Origin of the sequence: Sphingobium sp. TCM1 (assembly GCF_001650725.1) — a bacterium.
Taxonomy (GTDB): domain Bacteria; phylum Pseudomonadota; class Alphaproteobacteria; order Sphingomonadales; family Sphingomonadaceae; genus Sphingobium.
Window position 1 is genome coordinate 292,844 of the sequence record NZ_LXVX01000012.1, and the last position, 16,868, is coordinate 309,711.

The window sequence follows — 16,868 nt, forward strand, 5'->3', positions numbered from 1 at the left end:
TCGGCATGGCGCTTGCGGCTGCACCCGTCAAGGCGCGGCCCGTTTAGAAAGGCGATTGCGGATAGTCAACCATGGTTGCGGCAGAGAATATCCGTGCGGTACGAAGGGATGAGAAAAGTCCGCTACCGCGGAATATCATCCCGCATTGGCGCAGTAGGACGGCAGGGCGACCGGCCCGGCACCCTTGGTCTGCCATGCGCCGGCGCCGATCCGGTACACCTGGCCGGGCTTCACGCGATTGCTGAGCGTCTGGCATCCGGTGGCGGCGGCCACGTCCTGGACGGTCACGCCGCGTTGTCCTGCAAGCTGTGTATAAGCCGCGCGGCGCTTGATGTTGATCGATTCGACTTCGGAACGAACTTCGGCACCCACCGTCCCTGCGATGCCGAGATAGCCGTCGGCCTGCTCGCCCACGGTGCCCGCATTCATCGCGGCGGCGACGGCGCCCGACTGGGCGCGCGCGGGCGCGGTGATCACAAGGCAGCTTGCCAGCGCAACAGCGGCGCCTGCGGCGATGAGCATCCTGCGTGTCATTGCGGAAACAACTCCGGGTTATTTTGGATGAGATTCTGGGCGTCGCGTTGCAGCTTGACGACGACCTCCTGCTGCACCTTCACGTTCAGGTTGATCTCGATCGGCCTGTCGGGGGCTTTCACCTGAATACATCCCCCCAGCGCAAGGCCGGCGAAACCGGCGGTCATGATTGCTCGTGTCTTCATTTCTGCTCCCCGTCTGGCACAGTCTCGCTTTCGCGAGGCTGAACCGCAAGTTCTTGTTGCGAGGCCGCCCGCATTTCATCCTGCACCTGGTCGCCTATGCTGTTCTGGATCAGCTGGGAAGGGTCGATGAAGGACTGGGCCGTACCCAGCAATCCGCGGAAGGGCGCGGCGATCCGCACGTTGAAGATGAAGGGGAGGCCGATGAAGTTGCGCGCGATCCCGCCCGGCACATCGCCCAGCCTGCCCCGGTTGACGCCATTGAAGACAACGTTCGTCACCATCTCGCCATCCAGCGCGCCGTCCATCAGGATTGTCAGACATTTATACTGGAGATCCTTGAGCGCGTCGAAGGCCATGCGCCCCATTGCGCCCAGTTGCTCGTTGGATACCGGTCCGACATAGGACAATATGCCGGACTGGCGGGCAGGGTCGCAGGGAATGCTGGGCAGCACGCCTTCGGGCATCATCAGCGGCGGCATCCCCTGCTGCCGCGCCACCAGTACGCCGCCCGCGACGCGCCCGCCTTGGGCATTGAATATCAGCGGCATGATGCCGTCGAACGTGCCGGTGGCGGAGACGTTGTCGAGTTGCATCGCCTGGATGAACGCGCCTGCGTCCAGGCCGATGACGCGGAAGGTCAGGTAACGGTCGACGTCGGCCGAAAAATCCATAGTCGTCGGCAGCAGGACGAGCTGTCCGCCGGAAAAAGGCCAGCCCCCGCCTTCGATCCGCACCTTCTGCCCCGCTTCCAGGCGATAGCGCACCACGCCGTCATGCACCTCGACGCCCGGATTGACGGTCCGGATACGCGCTTCCTGTCCCGGCGCCGTGACCAGATTGATCAGGTCCTTGAAGCGTATCTCGCCCGACAGCCCTTCCACCGGGCCGAAGGCGGCTGCCAGATCGGCATCGTCGGTGCGAAATGTGCCATTGCTGGTGACGGTAGAGCCGTTCCAGTCGATTCGACCCTGGCCCGTGACCGTGGCGGTCACATTGGCGACGACGCCGAGCGCCAGCGGCGTCACATCCTCTGGCTGGAGACCCGAGCCGAATGTCAGGCCGGGGACGCCCAGGTCGGCATGACCCCGGCCGCTGGCCAGATCATGCGCAATGTCTGCCTTGGCGACCGTTGCGCCATTGCGCTGTGCGGCCATCGTGCCTGCAGCGGCGATGCGGCCATCGTTCAGGGTGAGGGTGAAATCCGGCACCGTCAGCGGGGTGAAGCGCGGCGCTGGCTGCGAATCGCGCAGTGTCATGGTGGAGCGCAGCCCGAACAGACCCTTGGCAAAGCGCCAGTCGCCCGCGCCCTGTTCCACGATCAACGGCACCGAACCGATCTGCCCGCCCATGCCGCTCAGCTTCCCTGCAAAGCCATCTTTCGTCATCGCGCCCGTCATCGACGCGGCGGACAGGCGCACAGGGGCATCCTGCGGGCCGATCGTGAGGGCGGGATTGGCGAGCGCGAAGCCTGTCTTGCCCAGCACAACGCGCGCATGGTCGGCCGTAAGGCGCAGGGGGCTGTCGGCGGTGTGGCCATCGAGCGCCAGATCGCGAATCGCCGCGCCTCCGCGAATCCCGTCCGGTCCCACAGCGACCATCGCGCCGCCATCGACCGGGCACAAAGTCTGGCGGGTCCGGCCCAGCGCGAAATTGCCGTAACGCGCTTCCAGCAGCGACACGGGCACGCAATCGGGATTGATCGCCACCCTTCCGCCGGCCGCGATCCGTCCGTTGATGGGCAGGGTCAACCCGCGCAGGCGGCCGTCAGGCAGTGGTCCGTCCAGCCGCATGGCGGTCGTGAAACGGGTGGCGCCATTACGATCCGCGGTGAAGCGCACCCGGTCCAGTGCGAGCCGCGCTTCGCCCGCCGCATAGGGATCGGAGAACAACTCGCCGCCAAAGCCGCCTCCTGGCCGCCGCGCGAGGCGCAGCGCGGCCTGGGGCAGGCCGCCGCCCTGCGTGGTGATGGCGCCATTGAGCGCCCAATCCAGTCCCGCAGCCTTGCCCGGCCAGGCCAGCGTCAACTGACCGCCCTGTGCGATCCCGACGCGTGCGCCGTTTTGCGCATCCAGACCAGTGTCGGTCAGGACGAGGCTCCCGCGGCCCGGCTTCTGCACGAGGGCGAAGGTGGTGCGGAGCCGGTTGCGGCGTCCCGCCTTCTCGACAGCGTCGGCCAGCTTCACCGCGAGGGGGGAGACCGGAGTCCCCGCGGTCGCCGCGCGCAGCGCGGTCAGCGGAGCGCGTCCGGCCAGATGCAGATCCTGGCCCGACAACAGACCCTGAAGGCTGTTGCCGTCCTGGTCCAGCACCCAGTCGCCCGAAAGCGCGGCATCACGTAAAACCGCGCCGCGCCCGGTCAGCGCGGTCGCGACTATGCGCAGCTTGCCGCCGGTCCGCGTTGTGTTGCCATCGAAGTCGATACGGCCGTCAGGTGAGGCCAGCACCAGGCCGCCACCCTTGAGCGCCTGGCCCGATAGGTCGACATGTCCGCTCCAGTGATCGAGCGCCTTGTCCAAGGAGATGTCGACGACGGCCGCCGGCCTGGCGATCGCTGCGCCGGCGTCGCGACAGGCGAGCGCGTCGGCGCGCACCGGGCCCGATAGCTGCGGGTTGCCCTGCTGCATCGCGATCGTCATCATAGCGGTCGTGTGCGACAGGCTGCAGCCCGCGATCGCGGCGCGCGGCATTGCGGCTGCCAGCCGGCCCCTGAAACCGGACCGGAGATGGCCGTTGCCGTCGATCTGCATCCCGATCCGCCCGGCATCGGTGTCCAGCGTCACCCGGGCGTCGCTCAGCGTGACGCGAATATCGGGCAGGCTGAAGGGCGCTGTCGAATCGGGATCGCGAAACCGGTCCAACTCGCCCAGCCGCATCGCTCCGTCATGCCAGGAACCGCGCATCCGCACGCCGCCTGCACGCACGGCGGCGACCTGCGGCGTCAGCCCTGCAAAGGCGATGTCGACTTCTACCCAGCGGGCGGTGAGGTCCGGCCTCGCGGGGTCGCCCAACACGATATTCTCGATCCGCTGGGTGCGCAGGCCCACATCGATCAGGTCATAGCTGGCCTGGACGCCGCGCCGATTGAGTTCCCGGCTCACGAAATTCTCGGCGATCGGCGCACGCTGGGTCCACAGACCGACCAGCACCAGCGCCAGCGAGCCTGTTCCCACGCCAAGCCAGCGCAGCCATGCCCGGCGAATCGCCTCTTCGCCGTCTTCTTCTTTCATGCCTATGGCCAACCCCGGCTCTCGCTTGACGCTGATGGTCCGTAACGGGACCATAACGTCTGTGCCCCCCTAAATATCCTTGCCCGGCGATTTCGCAACGCATAGCGTCACTTGGCGTCGACGAAGGGGACGGAAGATTGGCCGAACAGGACGCGAAAGCCATGCATGACGGCGCGGGGCATCGCGCGCGATTGCGACAGAAACTAGCGGATAGCGGGGGCGATGCGCTGCACGACCATGAACTGGTCGAATATCTGCTGGCGCTCGCCATCCGCCGACGCGACACCAAGCCGCTGGCCAAGGAATTGCTGCGGACCTTTGGCGGCATCGGTGAGCTGATGACGGCCGACTGGCAAGCTATCGCCCGCGTGCCCGGCATGGGCGACACCAGCGTCGCCGCGATCAAGATCGTTCAGGCTACAGCGCTGCGGATGCTCCGCAACGAAGTCGCCGCGCGGCCGGTGCTGGGCAGCTGGCAGGCGCTGCTCGACTATCTGCGCGCCGACATGGCCTGGCTGGGCGTCGAGCGCGTCCGGGTGCTGCACCTCAACAGCCGCAATATGTTGATCCGCGACGACCATATGGGCGACGGGTCGATCGACCAGGCAGCGATCTACACGCGCGAGGTTATCAGGCGCGCCATCGACTTCGGCTCGGCGGCGCTGATCCTGGTCCACAACCATCCCAGCGGGTCGCCCGAGCCTAGTCGGCAGGACATCGACATTACCCGCCAGATCATCGACGCCGGCAAACGCCTCGGGATCAGCGTCCACGATCATATCATCATCGGGGCCCAGGGGCATGTCAGCCTGCGGGCGAAGGGACTGTTGTAGGGCGAGAGCGGCAATAGGGCCGGATGGTCCGCGCATGTCGCACGGCTACCACCCGGCCGTCGCGCGGCCATCAGGCAACGGCGCGGTCCAGATAGGGGAGGCGATCGGTCAATGCCGGCGGCAGCCCGTTGACGACCAGCGCCCGCGCATGGTGCCACAGCGCTGACAGCAGCAGCAGCGCCGATCCGATCACAAGGGCGGTAAAGGCGGCCGACAGTTCGACCGCGCCCGCTTGCTTGAACAGGGCATAGAGGGCGAACAACACATAAGCGAGGCTGGACACAAGCAGCGCGCGCCGGTCGATCGCCAGCGCCACCAGTCCGAAGGCGATGTAGAGCGCGATCACCATCAGCGCCTTCGCGACGCTGATCTCGTCGCCATCGAACACGCCCAGCAGGTGGAACAGCGAGTGGGCAATCATCGGAGCGGCGGCAAGATGTAGCCAGAATGCGACATCGGAACGGCGTGTGGTGCGCGCCCGGTCGCTCATGTCCCATCGCATCGCGAGGATGAAAATCGCAAGGCCCGATGCCAGCAATAGCAGATAGGGGAGCTGCACGCTGGTGGGAAAGGCGGAAATGATGAGGCTGGCGATCACGCCAGCAGCCGCAGCGGCGCCGACCGCAACGGTGATCGGCACCATGAAGCGCTGCCAGTGCGCCCAGGCGGCGACGGCGCTCAGGGCGGCCACGCCGGAAAAGATCAACGCGGCCTGCCGTTCGCCGGCATCCGGGAATATCTGCGCCGCGAGTGAGCCGAGCGCGAAGGCGACACCGCCGACAAAACCGCACAGCAGCAGGATGGACGGCAGCGCCATGCGCCGCTGCCGCGTGAAATATTCGGCCAGCCCCCAACTCGCCGCAGCGACCAGCAGGCCGGACATGAAGGCCGGATGATGCTCTTCCGCCCCGAATCGCAGGCTGTTACCGAGCCAGCCGACCGCCACGAGCATGATCACGCTGGCTATCGCCACGAAGATATCGTTGAACCCGGTCAGCAGCCGGAAATGTTCTTCATCGACCATGGGTGAGGCGCGTAGTTTGGCCACATGGTCGCGAAATGCCTGAGCGGCCTCGGGCGTCATCGCGCCGGCCGCTACGGCATCCTGTAGGTCGCTCTCGCTATACATCGGTCCTGCTCCTGGGACATTTGGGCCACGTCATCCTATCATCACTGTATTATATCATCAATACAGCTATTTTCGCCTTTTTCCGCGGCTGGAGCGGTGTTAGCGCGGGGATAAGTTGAAGAGAGAGGATTTTCCTGCATGAGCCTGCCGCCGCTGCTCCGTGACCGCCTGTCGCTGCCGCTGATCGGTTCGCCGATGTTCATCGTGTCGCAGCCCGACCTGGTCATCGCGCAGTGCCGCAGCGGCATCGTCGGCGCCTTTCCCTCGCTCAACGCGCGGCCTTCGGGAGTGTTCGAGGCCTGGCTCCAGCAACTGGGCGCGGCACTGACCGACCAGGATGCGCCCTTCGCCGTCAACCTGATCGTCCATCGCACCAATGCGCGGCTGGAGGAGGATTTGAAACTGTGCGTCCAGTATAGGGTGCCGATCGTCATCACGTCGCTCGGCGCCCGGGAGGATGTGAACCAGGCGATCCACAGCTATGGCGGTATCGTCCTGCATGACGTCATCGATAATGTCTTCGCGCGCAAGGCGATCGAAAAGGGCGCAGATGGCCTGATCGCGGTCGCCGCCGGCGCAGGCGGCCATGCCGGCACGCTGTCGCCCTTCGCGCTGGTTCAGGAGATCCGTCAGTGGTTTGACGGACCGCTGGCGCTTTCCGGCGCGATCGCGACCGGGCGGGTGATCGCGGCGGCGCGGATGATGGGCGCGGATCTCGCCTATATGGGCTCGCCTTTCATCGCCACGGCGGAGGCCAATGCCGATGCCGCCTACAAGCAGATGATCGTCGAAGGCGGGGCGGCAGACATCGTATATTCCGACGTGTTCACCGGCGTCCATGGCAATTATCTGCGCCCCAGCATCGTCGCGTCGGGGCTGGACCCCGATAGTCTGCCGGAGGCGAAGGACATGGACTTTGCATCGCTGACTGGCGGCGATAAGAAGGCATGGCGCGACGTCTGGGGGGCGGGACAGGGCATCGGCGCGATTGCCAAGGTTCAGCCGGCTGCCGACTTCATTGCCCAGTTGCAGGCGGAGTATCGGGCGGCCGTGGCGGACTTCACGGCCTGAACGCGGCGGGGGCGCATTGCCCGCCGGTCACAGGAACGCGCGCAACTCCGCGATGAAACGGTCGAACTGGTCATGGTGCAGCCAGTGCCCGGCATCGGCGAACTCGACCAGTCGCGCGTCGCGGAAGTGCGCCATGCGTCCGTCCCGTTCGGGATTGGAGGCCCAGCTGTCCTTGCCCAGGCAAAGCAATGTCGGGCAGGCGATGCGCGCCCAGAATTCCGGAAGGTCCGCATCGGTGCCCGCTTGGGGCGCGGCGTTGTTCAGATAGGGGTCGAATTTCCAGCTATAGCTGCCATCCTCGTTACGGTTGACGCCGTGCTGGGTCAGGTGCAGCGCCTGTTCGACCGAGAGATGCTCGTTGCGTTCGCGCATACGGCCGATCGCGGCTTCGATCGTGGGATAGCGTCGTCCGGCGCGAGCTGCGCTGGCGCGCCGGCCGTCGATCCACAGACGCCAGGCATCGGGGACATTTTCCTCCGCCTTCTGCTTCAACCGATCGGGCGACAGGCCCAATCCTTCGATCGCGACGATCTTGCGCACCTTGTCGGGGAAAAGCCCGGCATAGCGCAAGCTGATCGATCCGCCGAGCGAATGGCCGACGATGGTTACTGGCGCGCGGTCGAGCAGATCGACCAGCAGCCCCAGGTCATAGACGAAATTGGCCATCATGTACGAACCTTCGGCCGACCAGGCGCTGTCGCCGTGGCCGCGCAGGTCCGGTGCGATGACATGATAGTCCTTCGCCAGCAACCGCGCCGTCCAGTCCCAGCTCCGAGCATGGTCGAAGCCACCGTGGAGCAGGATCAGCAGCGGGGCGGAAGGATTGCCCCAGTCCAGATAGTGCAGCCGGGACCGCAGCGACGTGAAGAAATGGGAAGTCGGGGTCGGCACGGTCGGCATGTCCATTCGGTCCTGCGGCGGCTGGAGGGGATGGCTGTCCGGCCCCCATTGGCCAACTGGCCCATGCTTGCAAGCGCGAAAGAATGAAAAGGACGTTTTTTCTTGTATTTCGGCAACGCGTTTCAAATGAATTGCTGCTTCGCGGCGAAGGGAATGATCAGTCGTGATCGAACGGCGCGGTGAACCGGATCAGTCGGCCGGAGGAAGCGTCATGGCTCGCTTCCATCACTGCCCTGGCCAGCTCCGCTTGTTTGAACGGCTTGTCGAGCCGGAGGCGGCGGCTGGCGTGGGGGGGCAGTTCGGCGAAACCCGTAATGATGATGACGGGCAGGCCCGGATGATTTTGCTCGATCATATCGGCCAGTTGCGCGCCGGTCATGCCGGGCATGGCATGATCGGTCACGACCAGATCGACATTGGCTTCCTCCAGCATCCGCAATGCGTCGGCGGCATTGCTGGCCTGGAACACGGTATGGCCCAGGTCTTCCAGCATTCCCGCCGTGTTCATCAGTACCAGATTGTCGTCGTCCACCGCCAGGATGACGAGAGGCACCGGCGCGCTGTCCCGCAGGTCCAGGCTGGGGATATGCTCCTCTGCCGGCTGGGCCTGGGATACGGGAAGCCATAGGGAGACGGTCGTGCCGAGGCCGGGCGCGCTGATGATGTCGAGAGCGCCGCCGCATTGTTGCGCAAAGCCATGCACCATCGAGAGGCCAAGGCCCGTACCCTTGCCGACGCCCTTGGTCGTGAAAAAGGGCTCGCGCGCCCGCTCCAGCGTCGCGGCGTCCATGCCTTCGCCTTCATCGACCACGGACAGGCATATATAGCGTCCGGGAGAAAGGCCCGGCGGGGCTTCCTCGGCGACGAATATTTCGCTCGCTTCGATGCTGATCCTGCCGCCATCGGGCATGGCGTCGCGCGCATTGACCGCCAGGTTGAGCAGCGCAAGTTCCAGCTGCGCGGGATCGGCGTGGGCGGGCGCGAGCGCCAGGGGAAAGCGCGTTTCGATCGCCACGCTGGCGCCGATGGTGCTCTGGAGCAGTTCCGCCATGCCGCGGACAAGGCCGATGCAGTCCACGCTCTGGAGCTTCAGCTCCTGCCGCCGCGCAAAGGCGAGCATACGCTGGGTCAGGGTCGCGCCCCGTTCGGCTGCCGCCATGGCATTGTCGAGATAGCGGCTGATGTCCGCGCCATTCGCCATCCTTTGGCGCGCCAGATCCAGGCTGCCGACGATGACGGCGAGCAGATTGTTGAAATCATGGGCGACGCCGCCGGTCAGCTTGCCGATCGCATCCATCTTCTGCGACTGGATGATGGCGTCGCGGGCGTCGTCGAGCGCCCGCTGCGCCTCGCGCCGCTCGGTGAGGTCGCGGGTGATTTTCGCAAAGCCCAGCAGTTGGCCATGGTCGGGGTCGCGGATGGGATCGATCACGACATTGGCCCAGAAGCGCGACCCGTCCTTGCGGATGCGCCACCCCTCGGCCTCGAACCGTCCCTCGCGCTCGGCGGTGTGCAGCGCACGGGAGGGGAGGCCGGCCAGCCGGTCCTCGTCCGAATAGAAGCGCGCGAAATTCTCTCCCAATATCTCGTGCGCTTTATAGCCCTTGAACCGTTCGGCGCCCGGATTCCAGCTGGTGATGGTGCCGACCGGGTCCAGCATGTAGATCGCATAGTCGCTGATGCTCTCGACCAGCAGGCGAAAACGCTCTTCGCTCTTGCGCAGCGCTTCCTGTGCAGCGCGTCTTTCGGTGAGATCCTTTGTGACCTTGGCGAAGCCCAGCAGTCGCCCTTGGGGATCGCGGATCGGGTCTATGACGACATTGGCCCAGAAACAGGTGCCATCCTTGCGCACGCGCCAGCCCTCGGCCTCGAAGCGTCCCTCCCTTTCGGCGGTCGCCAGGGCGCGGGCGGGCATTCCCTTCGCCTGGTCCTCCGGTGTGTAGAACCGGGAAAAATGCTGGCCGATGATTTCGTCGGCTTCATAGCCCTTGAACCGGCAGGCGCCGGCGTTCCAGCTGATGACTAACCCGCTGGGGTCGAGCATGTAGATGGCATAGTCCGTGACGCTCTGCACCAGCAGTTCAAAGCGATTGCCACTGTCCGACGTTAGGCTGGTCATGAGTTCCCCGATCAGGGCGCAGTGAAAGAAGCGCGCCCTTTTGCCATGGGCAAAACGCAAGGCAGTGACGAACGTTCCTCTCATCCGCAAGCGGATATGTACGCGGACGACTTGACTTGCGGGAACGGTCTGCCCACCACGCAGCGCAGCAATCAGCACGGGACGAGGGAAGAGCATGGGTGCAGGCGCGACGATCACGGTCATTGGCGAGGCGATGCTGGAACTGAGCCGCGGGCAGGGGGACAGTTGGAACCTGCGTTATGGCGGCGACGTGATCAACACGGCCGTACACCTGGCCCGTTCCGGCGATACGGTTCGGCTAGCGAGCGCGCTGGGCGCTGACGCGATGAGCGCGGACTTGCGCGCGCAGTGGGAAGCCGAGGGCGTCGATACCGGGCTGGTGCTCGCCGCGGCCGATCGTCTTCCGGGTCTCTATGCCATCGAGACCGACGCGACCGGCGAGCGGACCTTCCATTACTGGCGCAGCGAAGCCGCCGCACGGCGTATGTTTGCGCTCCCCGACAGCGAGGCGATGGTGGAGGCGGCGGCCCAATCGGATCTGCTCTACTTCTCGCTCATCACGCTGGCCATTCTGCCTGACGAAGGGCGTGAAGCGCTGCTGGCCCTGTGCGCGGCGGTCAAGGCGCGCGGCGGAAAGGTGGCCTTCGACGGCAATTATCGCGCGCGGCTCTGGCCCGACGCGACGACGGCTTGCCATTGGCGCGACCGGGCGATCGCGCTGGCCGACATCGGCCTGCCGACGCTGGCCGATGAGGTCGAGATGGGCGAGGTGGACGATGCACGCGATGCGGCGGCGCGCTGGGGCGCGGGAGAAGGGCGGGAGATCATCGTCAAGCTGGGCGGAGAGGGCTGCCTCGTCGGCGACCAATTGGTCGCACCGCCCCGCCGGATCGACGTGGTCGATTCGAGTGGCGCGGGCGACGCCTTCAATGCGGGCTATCTCCACGCAAGGCTCGCGGGCGCGGCGCCTGTCGAAGCGGCGCTGGCGGGCCACCGGCTTGCGGGATGGAATATCGGCCGGCGCGGGGCCATTCCGGCCCGGGATGCTGACTCGCCCTATTAAGTTCCGTTGACAGCGCCCCATGGCTTGGGCCATGGACGCTGGGCTTCGCGGGTGTAGCTCAATGGTAGAGCAGCAGCTTCCCAAGCTGACGACGGGGGTTCGATTCCCCTCACCCGCTCCAATCCCCTGTCCGCAGACGTTCGCATTCGTCTAGACAAACCCCAAAAATCCAAGGTATTTAGCGGCTATCAGGCCGCAAGCGTTCACCCGCGTTCGTGTTCAGCCACCAGCCGCTGGGGGTACGATTGGGGGGTATTTGCAAAATGGCCGAATCGATACCCCCAGCGTTGGGGGTATCTTTGGGGGGAAACCCCGGAAAGGCTGGCGAATATGGCTCTGACTGACATCACAATCCGCAATGCTAAGCCCGGCGCAAAGGCGATCAAGTTGGCGGACGGCGGCGGCATGTTCCTGCTGATCACCCCGGCAGGTGGCAAGCTATGGCGGTTGAAATATCGCGTCGATGGAAGCGAGAAGCTGCTGGCTATCGGAGCCTATCCCGAAATCGGGCTTGGGGAAGCGCGCAGGCGTCGGGAGGAAGCGCGAGAACTGATCGCCCTTGGCAAAGACCCGTCACGCGAGAAGCAACGTGACAAGGTGCGGGCGCGCATACAGGCAGCGGACACGTTCAAGGCAATCTGCGATGAGTTTTGCGAAAAGCGCAGGCGCGACGGTACAAAAGGCTGGGCACCCGCCACGGCAATTCGCAGCGAATATCTGCTATCACTGGTTTGCGGCTCCATCGGCAAGTTACCGATAGGCGAGATTGAACCCGCAGATGTGCTGGCGGCCATTCGGCGCATTGAAGGCAAAGGTAAGCTGGAAAGCGCGCGGCGCAGCCTACAACTGGCTGGCGCGGTATTTCGATATGCGGTGGCGACGGCGCGGCTGGCATCGGACCCTACCCGCGATTTGCGCGGCGCACTGACTGCCCCAACCGTAACCCATTATGGCGCGATCACAGACGCAAAGAAGGTTGGCCAATTATTGCGGGCAATAGATGACTATGAGGGCAGCGGCATAACCAAGCTGGCCTTGCAGATTGCGCCCCATGTTTTCGTCCGCCCCGGCGAACTGCGCCATGCCGAATGGAGCGAGTTTGATCTGGACGGCGCACTCTGGATCATTCCGGCGGGCAAGATGAAAATGCGCAAGGCGCACCACGTTCCGCTTTCACGCCAAGCCATCGCCCTGTTCCGCGAAGTGCAAGGCGTTACCGGCCCTTCGGGTTATGTGTTCCCTTCCATCCGGTCCCGCGCGCGCCCGATGAGCGAAAACACTATCAATGCCAGTTTGCGGCGATTGGGATATGCCAGCGATGAAATGACGGGGCATGGGTTTCGCGCCATGGCTTCAACGCTACTTAATGAAAGCGGCAAGTGGCATCCAGACGCCATCGAACGTGCGCTGGCCCATGGAGACAGCGACAAGGTGCGCGCGGCCTATCATCGGGGGGCGCACTGGAACGAGCGCGTGGACATGGCGCAATGGTGGTCGGACTATCTCGACCAGCTACGGAAAGGGGCGGACATTGTGGCCTTCCCTAACCGTGAAGCCGTTTGATCCGCTTGGCGATGCGGACGACTGGCGTTAAGCCCCCCAATCGAATGTGTGAGGGGCAACAGCGTAAATGGATATTCAAGGCTATCTGAGTGAAATACGCGCGCTTTACGGCAGCGGCCAGACAACCGAACATAGTTTTCGCCCCGCCCTAGCCAAGCTGTTTGCTTCCATCGACGTCGCACTCACTGTCATCAATGAGCCAAAGCACCTCACCGATGTTGGCGCGCCTGATTTCGTGTTCAACCGGGCTGCCGTGGCCATCGGCTGGTGCGAGGCCAAGGATATTGGCAAGGACGTGCGAAAATTCGCCGCCACCGATTACAGCAAAGCCCAGAAAGAGCGCTACAAAAAGGGGCTGCCCAACCTGATCTACACCAACGGGCTGGACTTTGAATTCATCCGCGATGGCGAGGCGGTGGATTTCATCAGCATCGCCGATGCCGCCCCGACGCTGCCCGCGCACCCCGCCAATTTCACCGCGCTGGAAAACCGACTGCGCGACTTCGCGCATGTTACCCCGCTTAGCGTCACCTCATCGGCAAAGCTGGCCGCGATGATGGCGGGCAAGGCAGCAATCATAAAGGACATAATGGGCCGCGCCCTCGTGGCGGATATGAAGGCCCAGGATTCCACCGGCACGGCAACCGACCTGATCGGCCAGTATGAGGCCTTCAAGGCCAGCCTGATCCACGACATCACCGTTGAGGAATTTGCCGACATCTATGCCGAAACCATCGCTTATGGCCTGTTCGCCGCGCGCCTGCATGATGAGACGCCCGACAGCTTCACCCGTGCCGAGGCGCTGGACCTGTTGCCCAAGACTAACCCGTTCCTGCGCGAACTGTTCATCTACATCGCAGGCCCCAATCTGGACGAACGCCTGCGCCGCGTGATCGATGAGCTTTGTAATGTGTTCTGCGCCACCGACATGGACAAGGTGCTGCGCAATTTCGGCAAGATCACGGCACGGCAAGACCCCTTCCTTCATTTTTATGAGGATTTTCTGGCCGAATATAACCCCGCCAAGCGCAAGGCGCGCGGTGTGTGGTATACGCCCGAACCCGTAGTGAATTTCATCGTGCGCGCGGTGGACGAGGTGCTGAAAACCGAATTTGGCCTGCCAGACGGCTTGGCCGACACCTCCAAAATCACCATCGATTGGGACACCGGCCAGAACGATCCCAAGACCGGCAAGCCCGCGTATATCAAGAAGGAAGTCCACCGCGTCCAGATTCTGGACCCCGCCACCGGCACCGGCACTTTTCTGGCCGAAGTGGTAAAGCTGGTTTCCGAACGGATCAAGGGCGTCGCACCGGGGCAGCTATCGGCCTATATCGAGCGTGACCTAATCCCGCGCCTGCATGGATTCGAGCTGCTGATGGCCAGCTATGCCATGTGCCACATGAAGCTGGACATGATCCTGACCCGGCTGGGCTACAAGCCATCAGCCAAGCCGCCGCGCCTTGGGGTTTACCTCACCAACAGCCTTGAGGAAGGCGAGCGGGTGGAACAGACCCTGTTCGGCCTGTCCCGCGCCATTGCCAACGAGGCGAAAGCCGCAAGCGACATCAAGCGCCAGACCCCCATCATGTGCGTGATCGGCAACCCGCCCTATTCGGGCATCAGCCAGAACAACGGCAAATGGATCGCCGACAAGATCGAGGATTACAAATATGTCGATGGCGTTCACTTCGGCGAGCGCAAGCACTGGTTACAAGATGATTATGTGAAGTTCCTGCGTCTTGCCGAACACATGATTGAACAGAACGGTGAAGGTGTGCTGGGGTTCATCACTAACCACGGCTATCTTGATAACCCCACCTTTCGCGGGATGCGCTGGCATCTGATGCAGACCTTTGATCGCATCCATGTGCTGGACCTGCACGGCAATTCCAACAAAAAGGAAGTCTGCCCCGACGGCTCGCCAGACAAAAATGTGTTCGACATCATGCAGGGCGTGGCGATCATCATTGCCGTGAAACACCGGCGCAATGGCAAGGCACCCAAGCCGCTGGCAGAGGTGCGCCACGGCGAACTATGGGGCACCCGCGATGGCAAATACGCCCGGCTTTGGGATGGCACTACCGCCAGCCTTGCCGCCACTGCTCTGCCTCACAAGGCCCCGCACCACCCTTTCGTGTTGCGTGATTATGATGTGGAGGCCGCATACGCCAAGGGCTTCTCGGTGGCGGAACTGATGCCTGCTAATGTCACCGGGATTGTCACTATGGGCGACGGTTTCATCATTGCTGACACCCCTGCCCAACTGAAGGCGAACATTGACTACCTGCTCAATTCCGGATGCAGCGCCGCCGAATTGAAAGTACGTTATGGGCTGGGCAAAAATTACGCCGATTGGGCAGTGAATGGACGATCAAAACTGACCTTGGATGAGGCCCTGATCGTCCCAATTTCCTACCGGCCATTCGACTCGCGCTGGACGTATTTCGACAACCGCCTGCTCTGGAGATGGCGTGAAAGTGTGATGCGGCACCTCACAAAGTCTAGCAATTTTAACCTCATGATGACGCGCCAAACAAAGGACGAAATTGGCGCACTGGTCGGCGATAGCATCGCGGCCCACAAGGCATTTAGCGCGTACGACATCACCTATAACATGCCTCTCTACCTCTATCCCGAGGAAGGCACGCTAGATCAGACCATCCGCGTCAATTTCGACCTCAAGCTATTCGCCCAAATCCGCAAGGCGGCTGGACTGACCGGGACGCCAGCCGTGCCCGATGGCACCGATGCCTTCCGCGAGGCCACAGCCGAGGCCCGCCCCGATGAGGTCAAGGTGTTCGATTACATCTATGGCGTGCTGCACAGTCCAGCCTACCGCGCCACCTATGTCGAGTTCCTGAAAATCGACTTTATAGGAGCGCACCGCCTCTTCCCTGAATTGTGACAATCGAAAGGACCGATAGCCATGGCAAAACACAATGCCGCAAACGCCCGAATCAAGCGGGAATACTTCACCTACCTGAAGGAAGCGAAGCGCCGGGATGAAGCATCGATCGATGCCGTTGCCAAGGCGCTGGCGCGCTTTGAAGAGGCGAACGCGCGCAAGGACTTCAAGACATTTCACCGGGCGCAGGCGGTAGCCTTCAAGCACAAGCTGGACAAGCAACCGGCGGTCCGCACCGGCAAGCCGCTGAGCCGGGCAACGGTCAATTCCACCCTGTCCGCCTTGCGCGCGTTCTTTGTCTGGCTGGCGGGGCAACCCGGTTACAAATCCCGCCTGTCCTATGCCGATGCCGACTATTTCAACCTGGCCGAAAAGGACGTGCGGATTGCCAAGGCGGTGCGGCACAAGGCATTTCCCACGCTGGAGCAGGTCCACCATGTCATAGCCGCCATACCAGCGGGGTCCGCGATTGAATTGCGCAACCGGGCGCTGGTGGCCTTCGCGCTGTTGACTGGCGCGCGCGACGGGGCGCTGGCATCGTTCCGGCTCAAGCACGTTGATCTGGTGCAGGGCTGTGTCAATCAGGATGCCCGCGACGTTAAAACCAAGGCCAGCAAAACGTTTTCAACGTGGTTTTTCCCAGTTGGCGGCGACGCGCTCAAGATTGTGCAAGACTGGTGCTACTATCTGCGCACCGTCTTGCTCTGGGGCGATGACGACCCGCTGTTTCCACCGACGCAAATCGGACTTGGCGAAAATGGGGGTTTTGCGCCGGTAGGGCTTCGCCGGGGCGAATGCTGGCAAGGGGCCGGACCGATCCGCGACATTTTCCGAAAGGCATTCGAGGCGGCTGGACTGCCCTATTTCAACCCCCATTCGTTCCGCGATACGCTCGTGCAGCACGGGGAGCGGGTTTGCACGACGATCGAAGCGTTCAAGGCGTGGTCGCAGAATCTAGGGCATGAACGGGTGATGACGACGCTTACCAGCTACGGCACCGTTGCCCCGCACCGACAGGCAGAATTAATCCGGGGCATGGGGGCAGGAATCGGCGCGGCTGGCAAAGTGGCCGCGAGCATAGACCCGTCCATGGTCGCACAAGTCATGGCAGCCATGCAGACGCTGACAGGTGACGGGCTTGGGTGATCAATTGGGTCCATTCCCGAATCAGACCGTCGAGCCTGCGCTTCTGTGCGGCTTGGAATTGGCAGTTCGGCTGCGCTCTGACCGCCACCATTCACCTCTAGCCAGCGCGTCTGGGGGTATGATTGGGGGTACTTTGAAAAATAAAGGCCGAAGAAATGGCTAAATACCG

12 protein-coding genes and 1 tRNA gene are annotated in these 16,868 nt (G+C 63.4%); 7 read left to right on the forward strand and 6 right to left on the reverse strand.

Going from position 1 to position 16,868, the window contains the following annotated elements:
* Positions 1-135: 135 nt before the first annotated feature.
* From A7Q26_RS10335 to A7Q26_RS10345, 3 genes are read right to left on the reverse strand one after another with little or no spacing between them, the layout of a single operon-like run.
* Positions 136-534 carry a YdbL family protein gene (locus A7Q26_RS10335; protein ID WP_066859289.1) on the reverse strand — a complete coding sequence of 133 codons (399 nt, stop codon included), beginning with the start codon at positions 532-534 and terminating at the stop codon, positions 136-138.
* Positions 531-719, reverse strand: a complete 189-nt coding sequence (locus A7Q26_RS10340; RefSeq protein WP_066859290.1) for a YnbE family lipoprotein — start codon at positions 717-719, stop codon at positions 531-533. The genes A7Q26_RS10335 and A7Q26_RS10340 overlap by 4 nt, the downstream gene beginning before the upstream one ends.
* On the reverse strand, positions 716-3,946 hold the full coding sequence (locus A7Q26_RS10345; RefSeq protein ID WP_066859291.1) for an intermembrane phospholipid transport protein YdbH family protein: 3,231 nt from the start codon (positions 3,944-3,946) through the stop codon (positions 716-718). The genes A7Q26_RS10340 and A7Q26_RS10345 overlap by 4 nt, the downstream gene beginning before the upstream one ends.
* 161 nt (positions 3,947-4,107) lie before the next feature.
* Between A7Q26_RS10345 and radC the strand changes: the two genes are divergently transcribed.
* Entirely contained in the window at positions 4,108-4,779 is a 672-nt protein-coding gene (gene radC, locus A7Q26_RS10350; protein ID WP_443018156.1) for a RadC family protein, read from the forward strand.
* 70 nt (positions 4,780-4,849) lie between these two features.
* Here radC and A7Q26_RS10355 read toward each other — a convergent pair whose 3' ends face one another.
* A complete protein-coding gene (locus tag A7Q26_RS10355; protein ID WP_066859293.1) occupies positions 4,850-5,908 on the reverse strand; it encodes a hypothetical protein in 1,059 nt (352 codons plus the stop codon).
* Between the two features lie 138 nt (positions 5,909-6,046).
* Here A7Q26_RS10355 and A7Q26_RS10360 point away from each other — a divergent pair, with 138 nt between their 5' ends.
* A complete protein-coding gene (locus A7Q26_RS10360; protein ID WP_066859294.1) occupies positions 6,047-6,979 on the forward strand; it encodes an NAD(P)H-dependent flavin oxidoreductase in 933 nt (310 codons plus the stop codon).
* Positions 6,980-7,006: 27 nt separating this feature from the next.
* Here the strand turns inward: A7Q26_RS10360 and A7Q26_RS10365 are convergent, their stop codons facing one another.
* Complete coding sequence (locus A7Q26_RS10365; protein ID WP_066859295.1) at positions 7,007-7,885, reverse strand: alpha/beta fold hydrolase; 879 nt, start codon at positions 7,883-7,885, stop codon at positions 7,007-7,009.
* 151 nt (positions 7,886-8,036) lie between these two features.
* The gene (locus tag A7Q26_RS10370) at positions 8,037-9,998 is read right to left on the reverse strand and encodes a hybrid sensor histidine kinase/response regulator (RefSeq protein ID WP_066859495.1); all 1,962 of its coding nucleotides are present in this window, start codon (positions 9,996-9,998) and stop codon (positions 8,037-8,039) included.
* A gap of 175 nt (positions 9,999-10,173) precedes the next feature.
* On the opposite strand from A7Q26_RS10370, the gene A7Q26_RS10375 reads away from it, so the two are divergent.
* The 5 genes from A7Q26_RS10375 (at position 10,174) to A7Q26_RS10395 (ending at position 16,699) form a co-directional block, all read left to right on the forward strand.
* Complete coding sequence (locus A7Q26_RS10375; protein WP_066859296.1) at positions 10,174-11,082, forward strand: sugar kinase; 909 nt, start codon at positions 10,174-10,176, stop codon at positions 11,080-11,082.
* A gap of 47 nt (positions 11,083-11,129) precedes the next feature.
* Positions 11,130-11,203 (forward strand) — tRNA-Gly (locus A7Q26_RS10380).
* A gap of 209 nt (positions 11,204-11,412) precedes the next feature.
* Positions 11,413-12,645 carry a tyrosine-type recombinase/integrase gene (locus A7Q26_RS10385; protein WP_066859297.1) on the forward strand — a complete coding sequence of 411 codons (1,233 nt, stop codon included), beginning with the start codon at positions 11,413-11,415 and terminating at the stop codon, positions 12,643-12,645.
* A gap of 67 nt (positions 12,646-12,712) precedes the next feature.
* Positions 12,713-15,553: a type ISP restriction/modification enzyme gene (locus A7Q26_RS10390; protein WP_066859298.1), complete on the forward strand. Its 2,841-nt coding sequence runs from the start codon at positions 12,713-12,715 to the stop codon at positions 15,551-15,553.
* 21 nt (positions 15,554-15,574) lie between these two features.
* Entirely contained in the window at positions 15,575-16,699 is a 1,125-nt protein-coding gene (locus tag A7Q26_RS10395; RefSeq protein WP_066859299.1) for a tyrosine-type recombinase/integrase, read from the forward strand.
* Positions 16,700-16,868 lie beyond the last annotated feature (169 nt).

Coding starts and splice junctions, on each gene's coding strand:
- A7Q26_RS10385 (WP_066859297.1), top strand. CDS start 11,413: ATGGCTCTGACTGACATCACAATCCGCAATGCTAAGCCCGGCGCAAAG.
- radC (WP_443018156.1), top strand. CDS start 4,108: ATGCATGACGGCGCGGGGCATCGCGCGCGATTGCGACAGAAACTAGCG.
- A7Q26_RS10355 (WP_066859293.1), bottom strand. CDS start 5,908: ATGTATAGCGAGAGCGACCTACAGGATGCCGTAGCGGCCGGCGCGATG.
- A7Q26_RS10335 (WP_066859289.1), bottom strand. CDS start 534: ATGACACGCAGGATGCTCATCGCCGCAGGCGCCGCTGTTGCGCTGGCA.
- A7Q26_RS10365 (WP_066859295.1), bottom strand. CDS start 7,885: ATGGACATGCCGACCGTGCCGACCCCGACTTCCCATTTCTTCACGTCG.
- A7Q26_RS10340 (WP_066859290.1), bottom strand. CDS start 719: ATGAAGACACGAGCAATCATGACCGCCGGTTTCGCCGGCCTTGCGCTG.
- A7Q26_RS10395 (WP_066859299.1), top strand. CDS start 15,575: ATGGCAAAACACAATGCCGCAAACGCCCGAATCAAGCGGGAATACTTC.
- A7Q26_RS10360 (WP_066859294.1), top strand. CDS start 6,047: ATGAGCCTGCCGCCGCTGCTCCGTGACCGCCTGTCGCTGCCGCTGATC.
- A7Q26_RS10370 (WP_066859495.1), bottom strand. CDS start 9,998: ATGACCAGCCTAACGTCGGACAGTGGCAATCGCTTTGAACTGCTGGTG.
- A7Q26_RS10375 (WP_066859296.1), top strand. CDS start 10,174: ATGGGTGCAGGCGCGACGATCACGGTCATTGGCGAGGCGATGCTGGAA.
- A7Q26_RS10345 (WP_066859291.1), bottom strand. CDS start 3,946: ATGAAAGAAGAAGACGGCGAAGAGGCGATTCGCCGGGCATGGCTGCGC.
- A7Q26_RS10390 (WP_066859298.1), top strand. CDS start 12,713: ATGGATATTCAAGGCTATCTGAGTGAAATACGCGCGCTTTACGGCAGC.